Origin of the sequence: Dysgonomonas termitidis (assembly GCF_042654545.1) — a bacterium.
In the GTDB taxonomy this organism is placed as follows: domain Bacteria; phylum Bacteroidota; class Bacteroidia; order Bacteroidales; family Dysgonomonadaceae; genus Dysgonomonas; species Dysgonomonas termitidis.
On sequence record NZ_JBHSGN010000054.1, the window covers coordinates 47557 to 66755 of the forward strand.

At 42.2% G+C, this 19199-nt stretch carries 8 protein-coding genes; 7 read left to right on the forward strand and 1 reads right to left on the reverse strand.

Going from position 1 to position 19199, the window contains the following annotated elements; translation table 11 throughout:
* Positions 1 to 4044, reverse strand: coding sequence for a hybrid sensor histidine kinase/response regulator transcription factor (locus ACFO6W_RS06640; RefSeq protein WP_379994614.1), 4044 nt, complete (start codon positions 4042 to 4044; stop codon positions 1 to 3).
* 276 nt (positions 4045 to 4320) lie between these two features.
* On the opposite strand from ACFO6W_RS06640, the gene ACFO6W_RS06645 reads away from it, so the two are divergent.
* The 7 genes from ACFO6W_RS06645 to ACFO6W_RS06675 all read left to right on the forward strand — a co-directional run bounded on the left by ACFO6W_RS06645 (position 4321) and on the right by ACFO6W_RS06675 (position 19172).
* Positions 4321 to 5556: a glycoside hydrolase family 27 protein gene (locus ACFO6W_RS06645; RefSeq protein ID WP_379994615.1), complete on the forward strand. Its 1236-nt coding sequence runs from the start codon at positions 4321 to 4323 to the stop codon at positions 5554 to 5556.
* Between the two features lie 68 nt (positions 5557 to 5624).
* Positions 5625 to 8864, forward strand: a complete 3240-nt coding sequence (locus ACFO6W_RS06650) for a SusC/RagA family TonB-linked outer membrane protein (RefSeq protein ID WP_379994616.1) — start codon at positions 5625 to 5627, stop codon at positions 8862 to 8864.
* A 19-nt stretch (positions 8865 to 8883) separates the two neighbouring features.
* The gene (locus ACFO6W_RS06655) at positions 8884 to 10341 is read left to right on the forward strand and encodes a RagB/SusD family nutrient uptake outer membrane protein (RefSeq protein WP_379994617.1); all 1458 of its coding nucleotides are present in this window, start codon (positions 8884 to 8886) and stop codon (positions 10339 to 10341) included.
* 90 nt (positions 10342 to 10431) lie between these two features.
* Positions 10432 to 12900: a glycoside hydrolase family 127 protein gene (locus tag ACFO6W_RS06660; protein WP_379994618.1), complete on the forward strand. Its 2469-nt coding sequence runs from the start codon at positions 10432 to 10434 to the stop codon at positions 12898 to 12900.
* 11 nt (positions 12901 to 12911) lie between these two features.
* The gene (locus ACFO6W_RS06665) at positions 12912 to 13739 is read left to right on the forward strand and encodes a M90 metallopeptidase family protein (RefSeq protein ID WP_379994619.1); all 828 of its coding nucleotides are present in this window, start codon (positions 12912 to 12914) and stop codon (positions 13737 to 13739) included.
* A gap of 191 nt (positions 13740 to 13930) precedes the next feature.
* Positions 13931 to 16366 carry a glycoside hydrolase family 127 protein gene (locus ACFO6W_RS06670; protein ID WP_379994620.1) on the forward strand — a complete coding sequence of 812 codons (2436 nt, stop codon included), beginning with the start codon at positions 13931 to 13933 and terminating at the stop codon, positions 16364 to 16366.
* Between the two features lie 586 nt (positions 16367 to 16952).
* On the forward strand, positions 16953 to 19172 hold the full coding sequence (locus tag ACFO6W_RS06675) for a S9 family peptidase (RefSeq protein ID WP_379994621.1): 2220 nt from the start codon (positions 16953 to 16955) through the stop codon (positions 19170 to 19172).
* The last annotated feature ends 27 nt before the right edge of the window (positions 19173 to 19199 follow it).

Genomic DNA, 19199 nt, shown 5'->3' on the forward strand with positions numbered 1-19199 from the left:
TCAGGATTTATCCCGCCTCTCCAGAAAATCGGATGGTAATACTCCATACTGTTTTTGGAAACATTTGGCAAAATACGACGGATTATTAAATCCGACCATATAGCAGACCTCGTTTACGCGGTACTTATTTTCATTCAATAATTCCGTCGCTCTTTTCAGCCTCACCATCAGCAGCAGTTTATTCGGGGTGATACCCGACAGGTTCTTTATCTTGGCAAATAAGCCGGAACTACTGATATGAAGCTCTTCGGCTAACTGTTCGATTGTGAAGTCTACATTTGCAATATTCCTTTCTATAACATCATTTACCTTTGTAAGGAACTCTTCGTCCCCTCTGTTCCCTGCAATGCTTCTTAAAGAAGCAAATGGTGTCTCCGTAAATTTCTTCAACAGGTTTCGTCTCGATTCGAGTAGATTTTTTATCTGTGCTGAAAGGAATGAGATCGAAAACGGTTTCTCTACATACGCGTCGGCTCCTGTTTCCAGAGCCTCGATCTTCGATGCAATATTGGTTTTAGCTGTCAGCATTATCAAAGGAATATGATTCCAGAGTAAACTGCTCTTTACCTTATTACAGAATTCTATTCCATCCATATTGGGCATCATAATGTCGCTTATAATCAGGTCGGTTTCCTCTCTTTCCAGCAATTTTATACCCTCTAAGCCGTCTTTTGCCAAAAGCACATTATATGTTGTAGCCATATTCTTTTTGATAAACTCCCGCATATCCGGGTTATCTTCTACAATCAGGATAGTCAGCCTATCTTCTTCCGACAGAGGCTCCTTTAAATTAATATCTGGTTGATAGGCATTTAAGTCATTTTTCAATACCTCTTCATGCGGCTCTCTTTCCTTATCAATCGTTTGTTCCATGTTTACAGTGTTTACCGGGAGTGTGACAGATACCGAAAGCCCTTTACCGGGTTCACTTTCAATATCAATACTCCCATTGCTGGCATCCACAATCGTTTTTACCAGATAGAGCCCCAAGCCCGTACCAGCCTTATGGTTACCGGATATCTGATAAAATGGCTTAAAAATATTCTCCTGTTCATTTTCAGATATACCTTCTCCATTGTCTTTTACAGATATCATATATTTATTGTTTCCAAGGTCAGAGCAAAGCATAAGTTCAATATAATCCTTCGTATATTTAGATGCGTTGTTCAGCAGATTACTAACCACCTTTGTCAGATTCTCTACATCTATCGCAGTACGAAAGTCTTTATTATCGTATGTATATACGAATTTAATATGCTTATGTTCCACATAAGATTTGAAGCGGTCATACATACTCAATAAAAATTCATATATATTCTGGTCCGACAAAGTTATCTGTATCGTTTCTCTTTCTATCTTCCTGAAGTCCAGCAATTGGTTTACCAAAGTAAGAAGCCTCTGGCTGTTACGGTCTATAATATTCAGATCGCCCTTTATATTTTCGGGCAATGTATCCGAAGTTTCTATAATTTGCTCCAATGGCCCTATTATAAGGCTCACAGGAGTGCGTATTTCATGGGCAATAGAAGTAAAGAAGTTAATTTTAGAGTTATAAGCCTCTTTTTCCTGTTCATTTTTTATTTTCTCTATCCTTTCCCTGTTTCTCTTTTCATCCCTGTTCCTCACATAAGTGAGGAAAGCTATCGATGCTGCCATAGCCAATAATATATAGAAGCTGACAGACCATTTATTCCACCAGAATGGGGGAGTAATCACGAGTTTAATCTTTAGTCCCGTATCATTCCAGATACCATCATTGTTTGATGCCTTAACCTTGAAGTAATATTCACCCGGAGGTATATTCGTATAAGCTGCCTTACGCACTTTGCCTACATAGTTCCAGTGCTTATCGAAACCTTCGAGCATAAAAGCATATTCATTTTTTTCGGGGGCAAAATAACTTAGAGCTGTGTACTCGAAACTAAAGCCATTCTTATTATACGGTAATGTTATCTGCCGGACGCTGTCCGCGCCATATGAGATGTAGTTATAAATATTCACTGACTTATTAAACAACTGGAAATCCGTAATCTCTATTAACGGAATAGAACGGTTTATTACAATCTGCTTAGAATAAAAGGCATTAAATCCGGTCGCTGTCCCCAAATAGATTCTTCCCGAAGAAGTTTTTATCCCGGATTTCCCTGTAAACTGATCGCTCAACAATCCGTCACCTTTTGTAAAAATACGGTATTGACTGGTTTTAGGATCGAAACTTAACAGCCCGCGGGTAGTAGCTATCCACAGGGAACCATTATCGCTGAATATACTGCAAATCGCATTGCTCTGAAAATTAACTGACATTTGTATAAAGCACTGTTTTTGTGCATCGTACCGGCATAAACCACTATTCGTTCCTATCCATAGCTGACCGGACTCATCGAGGCAAAAGCAAATAACATCGTTACTGATCAGAGAAGATTTATTCTCAGGGTCGAATTTATAGGCATGCCACTGTTTTGTATCCGTATTATAGATATGTATACCGTCTCCTATAGTGGCAACCCAGATCGTATTCCCTACCTCAAGTATATCTATAATCAATGTATTCAATTTTTTCATGCGAATAAAACTATCCGTTTTGCGGTCATATAGGTTTACGCCTGTTGTAGTCCCAATCCAGAGATTATTGCGTGAATCCTTATATAAAGCATATATATTATTGGCATCCAGAGAAGTAGAGTCTGACGGATTATTATAATAACACCTGAACTTCTTTGTTTTAAAATCCATTACATTCAGCCCGCCCGAATATGTTCCTATCCATAAGGCGTCATTATATATACAAAGGGAATGTACATTGTGATAAGAAAGGCTGTTTCTTCCTTTATCCGGTTTATAAGCGATGAAGTTCTCCGTCCTGGTATTGAAAAAATTCAGTCCCCCGTCATCCGTCCCTATCCATAAGTTGCCGGACGCGTCTTCGCAGAATGTACTCACCACATTACCACTAATCGAATTCTCATATCTGTCATACGTGTAACTTGTAAAATAATTTCTGTTAGGAGATGCATAATTGATACCACCATAATAAGTGCCTATCCAAAGCCCGCCTTCCCGGTCCTTATATATAGGATAAACAAAGCGGTTCGAGAGTACCGGTTCCTTGATATGGGACTCTCTCTTATTGCCGATGACAGGCGATACACTGAAAGAAGTCAATCCATCATTCGAGCCTATCAACAGCTTTCCCGGTTCGTATTCCGTCAAAGAATGAATGTGCAATATTTTATCTATATTCTCTGTATTCAGATAATTACCTTTAATTCCGGTTTTCTTATCTATTTCGAAAAGTCCATTAGTCCAGGTTCCGAGCCACAATGTCCCGAAAGTATCTTCAAGCATGCTGTATGAGCCAAGTTTATTTAAAAGCTCAGGTGCAGTATCGGGAAATGCAGGAACAAACTCATCTTTCTTCTTGTCTAATTTATATAACTGATATATTGTATTATTGGCTAATACCCATATCGTATTATCCCGGTCTTTGTAAATACAGGTCGTAAAAATCGGTTCCTGTTTGTTTTTTATATATTTATCAAAAGAATAAAATTTTAATACATCCGTGTGTCTGCTATAAAAAAATACTCCCTGCTTAAATGAACTTATCCATATATTTTCATTCTCATCGGATAAAATATTCTGTATCTTATCATTAATCGGAATGTTCTCCTTTGTTCTTTTCGTAAAAGGGCGGAAACGGTCGCTTTGATAGTCATAAATAGAAATCCCCGTTTCAGTCCCTACCCATAGTTTTTTGGTTACATCTTCATAAAGGCTGTATATGTAGTTATTCACAATAGATGTACTGTCTCTTGGTATATTCCTGTATGAATGAAAATTATATCCGTCGAAACGATTGAGTCCATCCTCTGTCCCTATCCATATATAACCTCTCGAATCCTGCTCAATAGCATATACCGTATTCGACGACAGCCCGTTTTCTACAAAATAATATTTAAAATTCAGTTCTATTCCTGTGAGTGGAAAAGTAAAAAGAAAAAAATATACTATCATCAGGAATGTCTTTAATATCCGTGTTTTCATATAGTATAAAGGTTTTAAGTGTAAATATCGCACTTTTTCCGATAACACAAAATTTCAAAAAGATAGCACAATCCTACAAAGACAAATATAAATTATTCATCTATAAATAATTAACCTTGATTTTCATAGCATAGTTAAAAAAGTAATTTGGATAATTCTTGCATTGTTCTGGAGATTCGTTGCATATGCGTTCAACATATTTTAACGTCTTTTGCAATAGAGGAATCACCCGCTTTAATTCCTCTATAATTACCGGAATCTAAAAGTCATTATATTATGAAAAGCATTATCACATCCTTTTTGTTAATAGGTATCTGTAATTTCTCTTTTGCCCAACAGGAATTCGGAAAACAAGACCAATCAGTCATTTCAGAATTTGACAAACTTGCCCAAACTCCACCAATGGGATGGAACAGCTGGAATAAATTCGGATGCAACGTCAGCGAAAAGCTTATTAGAGAGATGGCCGATGCCATTGTTTCATCAGGAATGAAAGACGCCGGCTACGGATATGTAGTGATTGACGATTGCTGGCAAACAGGACGCGATGAGAAAGGAAATATCATAGTAGATAAAGATCATTTTCCGAACGGAATGAAACCGGTTGCCGACTATGTCCATAGTTTAGGACTCAAATTCGGGATATACTCCTGTGCAGGAAGCAAAACCTGTCAGGGAAGACCGGGCAGCCGCGGATACCAGTTTCAGGATGCACACCAGTATGCCGGATGGGGTGTAGACTACCTTAAATACGACTGGTGCTACAATGAAGGACAAGATGCAAAAGCCGCCTACAAAACAATGAGCGACGCATTAAAGGCCTGTGGCAGGCCTATCGTATTCAGCATATGCGAATGGGGCGAAAACAAACCCTGGGAATGGGGTAAAGGCATCGGTCATCTATGGCGTATTACAGCCGATATACGCGACTGTTACGATTGCAAGTTCAACTGGGGAGGAGTAGGTGTCCTGCAAATATTAGACAAAGCCCTCACAATTAATCAATATGCCGGACCCGGACACTGGAACGATCTGGAAATGCTCGAAATCGGTAATGGAGGCCAAACAGAGCATGAGTACCGTTCGCACTTCGCTATCTGGAGTATGATGTCTGCTCCCCTGATGGCAGGCAATGATATCCGTAGTATGGATTCCCTCACCAAAGAAATTCTCCTGAACAAGGAAGCAATTGCTATCAATCAGGATAAACAGGGTAAACCTGCATTCCGCTTTGTAGAACTCAATGGGATCGACATCCTTGTAAAAGCCCTGTCTGATGGCGATGTAGCATTCTTATTTATCAACCGTAACAATTTTAAGGTAGACCTCAACTACAACTGGAATTTTGACACCGTATATGATGAAAGCCTCGAAAATGGCTCATTATACATGAAACGTGCACCACGAAAAATCAAAAATATATGGACGCAGCAAGATATGGGCACTACTGATAGCCCATTGAGCAAAGTATTGGAACCTCACGAAAGCCTATTCCTCAAACTCAGGAAGTAAACCAGAAGAAAAACACATTTAAACTAGTGGTTAGTAATTTATTAATTTGAAACTAATTAAATCTAAAGATGAAAACAAACCTCCTAAGAATCAAACACAGAACAGCTTGTTGCATGATACTGGCATGTGTTATGCTGAGCGGACTGACCCGCCCTCAGGTATCAATTGCCGGAAACAGTAAAGAAATACAACAATCGAAGACGACGGTTACCGGAACTGTGCTCGATACAAGCGGTGATGCCCTAATCGGTGTATCGGTGATAGAAAAGGGCACGACTAACGGAATAACGACAGATGCTGACGGCAAATTCTCTTTAAACGTGACAAATACAAATTGCATACTGGTTATATCCTTTGTTGGATACCAAAAACAGGAAATCGGACTTAACGGCCAGAAAAATATCAATATCACTCTGGAAGAAGACGTAACGATGCTGGAAGAAGTGATGATCGTGGCCTACGGTACAGCTAAAAAAGCATCATTTACAGGATCGGCCACTGTTATCGGTTCCGAGGTCTTTGAGAAAGTTCAGCCGGTAAATTTATCCCAGGGTTTACAAGGATTAAGCCCCGGATTACAGGTAATAAACAGTTCCGGTGCGCCGGGGGCGAATGCATCTATAATGATCCGTGGATTAGGTTCCATGACCGCAAGCAACGATCCGTTATACGTTGTGGACGGAATACCTTATTCCGGAGATTTAAATACCATTTCTCCTTCTGAGATAGAAAGCATAACCGTACTGAAAGATGCTGCGTCAACAACATTATACGGTTCCCGTGCCGGGAACGGAGTAGTCCTCATTACAACAAAAAAAGGGAAAACAGGCAAAACCAAAATAAATGTAAGGGCTAATTGGGGTACGAGTGATTTTGCTGTTGCCTTTCCGAAAAAAAGTAGCCCTCAAAGGCAATATGAACTTACCTTTGAAGGACTATATAACGATGCTATGGACTATATGACCATCAACGGACGTAAATACACAGATGCCGAAGCAAGGCAATATGCATACAACAATGTAACAGGCATATACTGGCTCGAATCGAATACTACACTAAAAGACGGAACAACAAGAAAATACCTGTCGGACTGGAATACGGATTATCCTGTAGGATTGGATGGAAAAATAAAACCTGAGGCACAGCGCCTATATGACTATGACGTATATGACGAATCGTTCAAACACCGTATAAAACAAGATTACAGCATCGACCTGAGCGGTGGATTAGGAGATAAGAATACATATTTTGCCACTGCATCGATGCTTGACGATAAAGGTATTTATGTAGGAGAACATTACAAGCGTTTCAATACCCGGTTCCAGTTATCATCAAAAGTAAAGAACTGGCTATCACTGGAAAATTCATTGGCATATATTACCAGCACAAACTATAACACATCCACTCCTTTCAGAGCTTTCAGAAATTTCCCTACGGTTTACTCGGCATACATCTGGGATCACAACACAAACGACTATGCTGTGAGCCCATATACTAAAAACAGAATACTCGACGTAGGCGAACAAAGCCGCAACTGGTGGATAGGTTGGAGTGCATTCGGATATCTGGTTGAACAAACCAAAAATAAAACGGACCAGGTATTTGCCAAGACTTCTGCAAATGTAACTGTTCTACCGTTCCTGTCTTACCGCATATCCTACGGCTACGACTATGTGCAAACGTTTAATTCGTGGAACCGTTCTCCGGAAAGGGGCACTGCTTTAAAACCAGGAGACGGACTTATTGATAGAAGCGGAAAAAGATATATTGCGCAAACATTCAATAATTTCCTGTCTTTCGAAAAGAAATTCGGATTACACACCGTTAATGCATTAGCAGGTGCCGAATCGTACCAATGGGTCGACAGTGAGTGGTATTCCAACCGCAGGGGATTGGCCATGGTAAACATGACGGAGCAGTCGTCGGCATCCGGTGCAGCAGTAGCAGATTCATGGAAAGATAAATACAGGCTGGTCAGTGTCTTGTCAAGGGCTGAATACGACTACGATAATAAATACTATGTCACTGGAAGTTACAGGACCGATGGATCGTCTCGTTTTCATCCGGATCATCGTTGGGGAAATTTCTGGTCGGTAGGCGCGTCGTGGAGAATCTCACAGGAAAGCTTTCTGCAATCTACATCCGACTGGTTATCAAACCTGAAGCTAAAATTCAGTCATGGCGAAGTAGGAAATGACAACGTTAACCTGTATGCTTATCAGGGACTTTACGGCACTTCCAATTATTTCGGAAACAGTGGGGTGACAGTAAGTAAACTGGCTACACCAGAAGTGAAATGGGAAACCAATGTTCAAACCAATCTCGGACTGGAATTCACTTTGTTCGATAAACTTGAAGTTACAGCCGAAATATACAAAAGAAAATCCAAAGACCTGTTGATGGAAAAACCACTGCCATATTCTATCGGTAAAACATCTTACCTGGCTAATATCGGGGATATGGAAAATACAGGATATGAAATCGACCTGAAATACCATGCATTAAAACTAAAAGATTTGGACTGGGCAATCGCCTTCAACGCAAGTGGATATAAAAACAAGATTACCAGTCTCCCTACAGGCGAAGACATTATTTATGACCATGCAGCCATGTATAAAAGAAAAGTAGGAGGTTCTATGTACGATCTGTATGCTCCCGTATGGGCAGGAGTGGACCCCGAGACCGGACGGAACACATGGTATAAATATTCTTTCGATGGCGATGGAAATATAACCGGACGTGAGGTTACAGCGAACCACACCGATGTTGTCCCTACCGAACAGTATATAAAAGCCGGAAGCGCGCTACCTAAAATATATGGAAGCCTTACCAATTCACTCAGATATAAGGATTTCGACCTTTCCTTCATGATCTATTACAGTTTTGGAGCCAAATACTATGACGCTCATTATGCCGAATCGTCCGGTGCTTTCAGATCCAATGCCAGTACCGAATTTACAGAAAAAAGATGGCAAAAACCGGGTGATATCACTTCTGTACCTAAAGTATATGCCGAACAAGGCGGAACAGCCTACAATGCGGCATACAGCACTCAGTATCTCTACAATAACGATTTCCTGCGGTTAAGGAATATCACTGTCGGATACAACTTCCCAAAAACTCTGATATCGAAATGGGGTATAGATGGTCTGCGTATATTTGTAATAGGAGAAAACCTCCTTACATCGGGGACTGCTAAAAATCATGGTACAGATCCCGAAAATGTAGGGTTGGGTGGAATCGTGGGCGACTATGCCGGACTACCTGTAAGGAAAACCTATAATTTTGGTATCAATTTTCAATTCTAATCTTTAAATCGATATTCTTATGAAAATCAAATATATATTACCAATAGCTCTGATAACCGGAGCCGTACTCTTTTCGGGTTGCGACGACTTTCTCACCACAAATCCGTCAGTAGAACTCAGCGATGATATTGTCCTTACAAGCCAGACTGGATTGGAAATGTTATTAACCGGAACATACAGGAAGATGAAAGATGGGAATGGTGATCTTCACGCATCCAGCCCCATTGGCATGAAATCTTATTCGACCGGTGTAGGCAGTATCGATATTGCCTCTTATCCGGCTGCCGGAAACGAGATTAACGGGGCTTACCGTTTCCTTCCATCATCATACTTATCGGATGGAAACTTTGCTTCCAGATTTTTCCAGAACTACTATGAGATTATAAACAATACTAATTTACTGATAGCGAACGCTCATAATGCTCCCACCCTCGAAAACCAGATAAAAGGGCAGGCTCTGATTATCAGAGCACGATGCTATTATAATCTGGTGCGCCTATATCAGCACACTTATATAATAGCGAAAAACAAACCGGGTGTACCTCTTTACATAGAACCGTCAGACGCGGCTACAGTACCGAAAGGAAGAGCAAGTGTAGAAGAAGTTTATTCCCGGATCGAAAATGACCTGAAAGACGCTATAGCACTTCTGGCGGACTTTAACCGCCCCGATTGGACCTACTATGACAAAGATGTTGCCTACTTCTTGCTGGCAGACATGTACCTGACCAAGAATATGTGGACAGAGGCCAGAGATGCGGCAATGCAAATCACTTCAAAATATCCGTTGATGAGTAATGCGCAGTACAAAAACGGGTTCTGCGAAAAAAATGACGAATGGATACTGGGATATAAACAGACTGACGATGATAACTGGTATTACAACTCTATCGGTTGTGTATGGTATTGGGAAACAGGGACCCAATGGAATGCCAAAATGTTTTATCCGACAACCAATTTTGTAGAAAACATTATTACCCCCTCCGATGCCAGATACCAATTCAGAAAAATCGCAGCCCAGCCCGACTGGTATATTAGCGACAAATTCAATGACAGGCGACTGGGCGGACAGCCTATATTATCTGATATGTGCGACCTGAGAGCAGCAGAAATGTATCTTGTTGAGGCCGAAGCCAGAGCACATCTCAACGACTCACAGGCATTGACCATATTGAACAATATCCAAACCCTTCGGGGCGGTAAGGTAACTACTACATCCGATAACCTGCGGGATGCGATCCTCCTGGAAAGAAGAAAGGAATTGTATGGGGAAGGTATTGACCTCTGGGATGTCAAGCGGCTACAGAAAGCTATCAAGAGAGATGAAGACAAGGCGCATGGCGGACATTACTATTCAGCGGATATCCCAGTCAATTCTAACAAGCTTATCTTACAAATACCAAAGTATGAAATGACAAACAATCCTAATATAGAACAAAACCCGGACCCGGAAAAAGTACCCGTATTCACCCCTTAATTGTACAAATCCGCCGTGCAGTCAAGCTTAATAGCCATTGCACGGCAAATATAACCTTGTATAATATTTAATCATGCAAATATATCTGAAATGAAAAAAATGACCCTCCTTTTGCTCCTGTCAGCCCTTCTGTTTTCAGGCTGCAAAGGTATTAAAGAAGAACCGGCAAATATACAGCTGGGCGAGATCAAAGAAGTTCCGTTCACGGATGTCCACTTTACAGATGAGTTCTGGCTGCCACGGATGGAGATCAACAGAACAGTATCCATTCCGTCTGCCTTCCACCAATGCGAAATCAACGGGAGGTTCGACAACTTTGCTCTGGCAGCAGGTTTGATAAAAGGTGAACACAAAGGAGATTTCTCCTTCGACGACACCGACCCTTATAAAATTATCGAAGGGGCATCCTATTCCCTTGCGGTAAAATACGATCCCAAGCTGGACGCATACCTCGATAGTGTAATCACTCTGATTGCAGCGGCCCAGGAGCCCGACGGCTATCTTACAACCTGCGTTACCAACAAGTGCACGCGTCTTTCGGGCTGGTGGGGCAACTCCCGCTGGGAGAAAATCAACAGCCATGAATTATACAACAGCGGCCACCTTTACGAAGCAGCTGTTGCCCATTATCAGGCAACCCAAAAAAGGACATTACTTGATGTGGCCATCAAGAATGCCGACCTTGTATGTCAGGTGTTCGGTCCAAATGAGGGACAGAAACATGTACCATCCGGTCATCCGATTGTAGAAATGGCACTAGTAAAGTTATACAATGTAACCAATAATAAAAAGTATCTGGATATGGCACGTTACTTTGTCGACGAAACAGGACGCGGTACGGACGGACACAGGCTCAGCCCATACAGTCAGGATCACATGCCGATACTCGAACAAAACGAGATTGTGGGACATGCCGTACGTGCCGGATATCTTTATTCGGGTGTTACGGACGTAGCATCTATGCAGCACGACCACAAGCTGTTCGATGCCGTAGACCGTGTATGGAACAATATGGCAAGCAAGAAACTGTATATCATCGGAGGTATTGGTTCCCGTGCACAGGGCGAAGGCTTCGGCCCGGACTACGAGCTGAACAATTTCAATAACTACTGTGAAACATGTGCATCCATTGCCAATGTGTACTGGAATCAGCGCATGTTTCTCGCTACGGGTGAATCCAAATATATAGATGTACTGGAAAGAGCGCTCTACAACGGGCTTATAGCAGGAGTTTCCCTGAGTGGTGACAAATTCTTCTATGGAAATCCGCTGGCGTCGGATGGAGGATTTGAGCGTGCACCATGGTTCGGCTGTGCATGCTGTCCGGGAAATGTAACCCGCTTCATGGCTTCTGTCCCGGGATATGCATATGCCGTGAATAAAAAAGATATCTTCGTAAATCTGTTTGTTGAAGGTAATTCTCAAGTAATGCTGGACAATAATGAAGTGGAATTGGTACAAAAAACCAAATATCCGTGGGAAGGCCATGTTGAAATAGAAGTTAACCCCTCCTCACCCGAAAAATTCTCCATGTTAGTCCGAATCCCCGGCTGGGCAAAAAACAAGCCCGTACCTTCCGACTTATACCACTATGTAGACGGAGCAAATGCTGATGTTAAGATACTGGTAAACGGACACGATGCAAAAAAGAGAATCAGGGGAGGATATGCCGTTATTGAACGTGAATGGAAGACCGGAGATAAAATCTCAATACATATGGATATGCCGGTAAGAAGAGTACAGGCACATAAAGATGTGAAATACGACGAAGGACTCTTATCCATGGAGCGTGGGCCTATCGTTTATGCATTGGAGAGTATAGACCAGAAGAAAGATTATCTCTTTGATGTGGTGATTCCACGCGATTCGAAAATAGAACCGCATTTCGAAAAAAGCCTGCTGAACGGTGTTATAGTACTCGAAGGAAATGCCTATTCGGTAGAAAAAGATTCTGTAAGTGGCAGCACGGTAGAAAAACCGTTTACGTTCAAGGCTATCCCTTACAGTACATGGAACAATCGCGGGCAGGGACAACTTATAGTATGGACACCCGAAACTTCTCAATACGCTATTCCAAAGCCCGAACCTACTCTTGCATCACAGGCATGGCAAATAGGGGGATGGGGCTATAATGACCAGTTCGAACCGAAATCCTCGGCAGATATCAACACTCCGTATCATTACTGGTGGCTAAAAGCCGGAACAGAAGAGTCTATCGGCTACAAATTCAAAAAGCCGGAAAAAATATCAAGCACTGAAGTTTACTGGCTGGCATTCGAACACTATGATGTAATCTACAAAGCGCCCGAATCATGGAAACTATTATACAAAGACGGCAATTCGTGGAAAGAAGTGAAAAACACATCTCCATATGGAACCGAACTGGATAAATATAATAAAGTAACATTCGAACCGGTAACCACAACGGAACTGAAGATGGTTGTACAACTGCAAAGGCCGGAACCTGAAAAAGCTTCGGATGAAAACGGGCCTCAGGTAGTAGATGCCGGCCGGAAGGGATATTCCGGCGGGGTTATAGAATGGAAGGTTAACCCATAGAATAATAAGCGATGATGAAAATAAGATTACTATATTCATTCTTTTCTATACTATTTATAATCTCAATTTATAGCTGCTCCGACAAAAAGGGGCAGCTTTCTCTGCATGAAGTGACGGTAACTGCTGTACCCGATACTTTAGGTCTCGACCCATTCTATAAGAAATATACGGATGCTGAAGGGATTCCCGTGGTATCGTCCGCCAATGTCAATGACAGCGCATTAATCAGGGCAAGCAAAGTGATTTCACAAATCTTATCCAAACGGGAAGATGTAAAGAAAGCAATGATAGCCAAAGGGTGCAAGGTGATGATTATAGGTGAAAAGGAGGAAGTATGCGACATTCCCGAATACAAGAGAATATGCGATACACCCGAAAATACTGCTTATTGGAACAAACGTGCCCGTGGTTTCGGTGGAGCTCCTGAACACGATTTCAGTGCCAGTTGCGGCGAAGAGAATGTAATTTGCCTTCCGGGGGACAGGTATAAAGGAGAAAGTATCCTTGTACATGAGTTTGCTCACATTATCCACATGATTGGTATTCTGGGTATAAACCCGGATTTCGACAACGAACTGGAGGCTCTGCGCCTGAAAGCCATCGGAAAGGGCTTATGGAAAGATACCTATGCCATCAGCAACAAAGAGGAATATTTTGCCGAAACGGTACAATCATTTTTCGACTGTAACAAATATTCCGCCGAACCAAACGGGGTGCATAACTCTATCAATACCAGAGTAAAACTAAAAGAATATGACCCTGATATGTATAATCTGTTATTGCAATATTTTCCCGAAATAGAATTGGATTTATGCTCTGATAACAGAACAAATCAGTAACAAATATGAAGAAAAGCATATTTTCCATATAATTTACGCTACTTTTAAGCTCATTGTACGGACAGGAAGTCAAACATAGGTGACTATGTAAACCGAGTCAAACAGAGGCCACGTTCTACCGGATACCTGCATTCGCTCAAATTCTTCGATACACCGTTAACTCAGGATGAAAACAACAAACAGATATAATTATGAAAAAATTAAGCTTAGTTATCCTTTTACTTACCTGCTACTGGCTGGCAGCCCGGGGATGCAACAATCCGGGGCATCATCATGCCCATCAGCAGAAAGGAGACAACAAGGACTACCCTATCCAGCCGGTAGCCTTTACTTCGGTCAAATTCTCGGACAAGTTCTGGGCGCCACGCATCCGCATCAATCAGGATGTAACAATACCGATTGCCCTCGGTCATTGCTACAATACAGGACGGGTAGATAATTTCAAGAAAGCGGGCAAACTGATGCCGGGTTATTTTGCTACTCAACTGACTTTCGACGATACGGATATCTACAAGATTATCGAAGGCGCGGCCTACTCTATCCAGATGTTCCCGAATAAAGAACTGGAAGCCCGCATGGATACATTGATCTATTACATCCAAAAGGCTCAGGAACCCGACGGATATCTATATACAGCACGTACTGCCGGAGAACCGGGAAAACTGCATGAGTGGGTAGGTGAAAAACGTTGGGAAAAAGACCCCGACCTCAGCCACGAGCTTTATAACTGTGGACATCTTTACGAAGCGGCAGTCGCTCATTATCAGGCGACAGGAAAACGCTCCCTGCTCGATGTGGCTATCAAAAATGCCGACCTGCTGGTAAAAGATTTCGGGCCGGGTAAACTGGCTTACGAACCCGGACACCAGATCGTAGAAATGGGACTGGCAAAGATGTACCGTGTAACGGGTAAAAAAGAATATCTCGACCTCGCCAAATATTTCCTCGATCTCAAAGGCTACGGACACAGCGGCGAATACAGCCAGACACACAAACCTGTCATCGAACAGGACGAAGCCGTAGGGCATGCCGTACGTGCTGCCTATATGTATTCGGGAATGGCCGATGTGGCTGCTTTGACAGGAAATGAGGCTTACCTGCATGCCATAGACAAGATTTGGGACAATGTAGTTACCAAGAAACTGTATATCACGGGGGGCATCGGAGCAACAGGACACGGCGAGGCTTTCGGCAAGAATTACGAACTGCCGAATATGTCGGCCTACTGCGAAACCTGCGCCGCTATCGCCAATGTGTACTGGAATCACAGATTGTTCCTGCTTCACGGCGATTCGAAATATTATGATGTGCTGGAACGTACTTTATACAATGGATTGATTTCGGGTATCAACCTCGACGGCAACCACTTCTTCTATCCTAATCCGCTGGAATCGGTGGGACAGCACGGACGCAGCGAATGGTTCGGCTGTGCATGCTGTCCGAGCAATGTATGCCGCTTTATGCCCTCGATACCGGGATATGTATATGCAAAGAAGGATGATAAGATATATGTGAGCTTGTTTGTAGAAAGCGAAGGTGAAATAGAATTGGGTAAGAATAAAATCAACCTGTCACAAAAGACCGGCTATCCGTGGGATGGTAATGTAACTATCAATGTAGATCCTGCAAAATCAGAAAAATTCGATGTACTGGTAAGAATACCGGGATGGGCATTGAATAAACCTGTACCAAGCGACCTTTACACTTACCTGAATCCGAAAAAGGAAGCTGTTAAGATAAAAGTGAACGGAAAAGATGTAGATTACACAATAGGAAGTAACGGTTACGTAACCCTTTCTCAAAAATGGAAAAAGGGAGATAAGATAGATTTATCGTTCCCTATGGACGTTCATAAAGATATCGCAAACGAAAAAGTAGAAGACGACAGGGGAAAAGTAGCTATCGAGCGCGGCCCTGTCGTATATTGCCTCGAATGGGTCGACAACAAAGACCGTGTACTGAATGCCGTGCTCGAAGATAATGTCGTATTTACAGAAGTTTTCCTATCCGACAAACTAAGCGGCATCATGCAACTGGAAGCAAATGCCAAAAGCGCATCGCGGGATAAAGACAATAATGTAATTATAGAAGACAAGCGCCTGACCGCCATTCCGTATTACGCATGGTCGAACCGTGGTTCGGGAGAAATGGCTGTATGGATACCGCGTACTGTGGAATCGACACGCCCATTGCCTCCTCCGACTTTCTGTACGAATGCGAAAGTATCCGCTTCTTCTCCTAACAAATCAATGAGCAGCGTTAACGACGGTTACTGGCCGAAGGACTCTAACGACAGGCATGTACCGTTCTTCACCTTGTGGCCGAAAAATAATTCACAGGAATGGATTGTTTACGATTTCGACAAACCTGAAACATTTTCTACTGCCTCGGTATTCTGGTACGACGACGGGCCTTGGGGCGGTTGCCGCATTCCTCTGTCGTGGGGAGTACAATACAAAAACGATAAGGGAGAATGGGTAGATGTGAGAGCCAAAACGCCGGCCAAACCGGAAAAGAATGCATTGAATACAATGGATTTCGAACCTGTAACAAGCCAGAGCGTACGCCTGCTATTCCAGTTGCCGGTACAAGAATCGGCAGGTGTTTATGAATTCGAAGTGAAATAGCACATGTAGATTAGGATAGAGGATATGCAGAAATGATTTGTAAAGTTTTAGTATGCATATCCTTCTGTTTTTTGATAAAAGTTTATCTATATGGTAAAGCTATTAGCCTTTAGCTTATAGCTCTTTGAAGAAATGGGAAGGATTTAAAGATTCAATGTTTAATAATTTAAAAAGTGGAAAAATGTATTACGTTTGTTACTTTTTGGAATTCGCAGGGGTGCCCCTTGTGGGTACCTGTTAATCGTAATACCGGACAGACACACAGGTCTGCCCCTACAAGTATAAAAAAAGTGGCAGTAAAAAAAACTTGGAAAAAGTGTCAGGTTTGTCAAGTTTTGAAATCGTAGAGTTGCTCTACACAGAATGCAAAAGGTGTTACCTTTGTCACTTTTTTACCACGGAGAACCAACGGTCGGCGGAGCAAAAAAAGAGTAACACAGAGTTTTTAATAAACGGGATGCTTCGCTCTGCTCAGCATGACAAGACACAGCACTGTTAACTGATGACTGTTAACTGTTCACCGATATTCCTGTTACTTTTGTTACTTTTTAACTATATATCGTTAATATATGTAAATAAATATACAATGAAAAAATTACTTATTTTTACTTTACTTATTTCTTCTTTTGCCTACGGGCAAACTATCGACAGCCTGTACAAACAAGCTGACAGGTTCAGAGATAAATATACTGACAAATATTATTACGGCTTGTCAGATATTAAGCCTGTAAACGAATCACATAGCTTCTGGTATCTGACCCGGACACCAAAAGGAAATGAATTTTTCCTGATAAATGCAGATAAAAAAGAGGTAAGTCCGGCCTTCGATCAGCAAAAGCTGGCTGCATCGCTGGCCAAGGTCATCAACAAGGAAACAGACCCGTATAAGCTACCGTTCAGGACATTACAATACAGTAAGAATATGGATTCTATCTATTTCTCTGTAGATGATACGAGATATATCTGTTTGCTGGCCGATTATACACTTATCAAAGATAAAGATCAAACTCCCCGTAATGATTATTATTGGGGTGGTATCTTTAAGGAAGACAGGAAAGATAAGGTTAAATCACCTGACGGAAAGAAAGAAGCTTACATTTCGGAAGGCAATCTCTGGGTGACTGATTTGGCTACAAAAGAAAATAAGAAGATAAGTATTGACGGCTCTGTTTCTGAATACTATTCGTCCAATATCTACTGGTCGCCCGATTCGAAAAAGATTGCCTGCTGCAAGTACCGTCCTGCCGAAACACGCAAATTATTACTCATTTCTTCTTCTCCAAAAGACCAGCTACAGCCAAGAACAGAAGAGTATGATTACCCGAAGCCCGGTGATGCACTTCCGATCAGGCGACCTGTAGCATTCCTTATAGATGAAGGAAAAGCCATTGAATATAAAGTCCCTGACGTGGAAGCGCAATTCAGTCTGGATAATATAAAATGGGATAAAGAGAGTCGCTACTTTACATTCAATTTCAATAAGCGGGGACATCAACAGTATGTTATTTATGCAGGAGATATCTCGACAGGTAAAGTGCGCCCCGTTGTAGATGAAAAAAGCAAGACCTTCGTTTATTACAATGCACTGTACCAACATTGGTTCGAAAACGGGAAAGAACTGCTATGGATATCCGAACGTGACGGCTGGCGGCATATCTATCTCTATGATGTATTTACAGGAATGGTGAAGAAACAATTGACAAAAGGCGAGTGGGTTGTAAAATCCGTTGTCAATGTGGATGAAAAGAAACGGACGCTGATATTCAAAGCATGTGGCATGGATAAAGGAGAAGACCCATATCTGGAAAAGTATTATTCATTAAACATAGACAATGGCAGGATACAGCCGCTTACACCGGAGAATGCCAACCATAACGTTACTTTCTCCTCCGATTATACTTACTTTGTCGACAGTTATTCGCGCGTCGATCTGCCTCCTACCCTTGTCGTACGGTCTGCCACAGACGGAAAGGTTATACTGAAACCTCAGCAACAACCAGATATATCAAAAGCTGTAGAAGCAGGATGGCGTATGCCGGAAGTATTCTCGGCAAAAGGTCGGGATGGGCAAACAGACATCTGGGGAGTAATTGTGCGCCCGTCAGACTTCGACCCGACAAAAAAATATCCCGTCATCGAATATATCTATGCAGGGCCGCACGATTCGCATGTACCAAAATCGTTTGCCATCAGCCAACGGTGCAGCGAACTGTCCGAACTGGGCTTTATAACGGTGATGATAGACGGTATGGGCACAGCCAACCGTTCGAAAGCATTCCACGATGTGTGCTGGAAAAACCTGAAAGATGCAGGTTTCCCCGACCGCATCGCATGGATGAAAGCCGTGGCAGCCAAATATCCCGAAATGGATATAGAGCGTGTCGGCATTTACGGAGCTTCGGCAGGAGGACAGAATGCAATGGGTGCATTGCTGTTCCATCCCGAATTTTATAAAGTGGGCGTAGCTGCCTGCGGTTGCCATGACAACAGGATGGATAAAATATGGTGGAACGAACAATGGATGGGCTATCCTGTAGGCAAAGAGTACGAAGAATGTTCGAATGTGGTGAATGCCAAATTGCTGCAAGGCAATCTGATGTTGATACTCGGCGAACTGGATAATAATGTAGATCCGTCGAGCACATTACAGGTGGTAGATGAACTGATAAAGCAGAATAAAGAATTTGAATTTGTGATGCTGCCGGGAGTTAGGCATACACTGGGAGAAAACTATGGAGAACGTAAGCGTCGTGACTTCTTTGTAAAGCACCTGCTTGGAATTGAAACCCCGAAATGGAACAAATAAAAGCAGAAATCCGTCTGTATTTTCAGA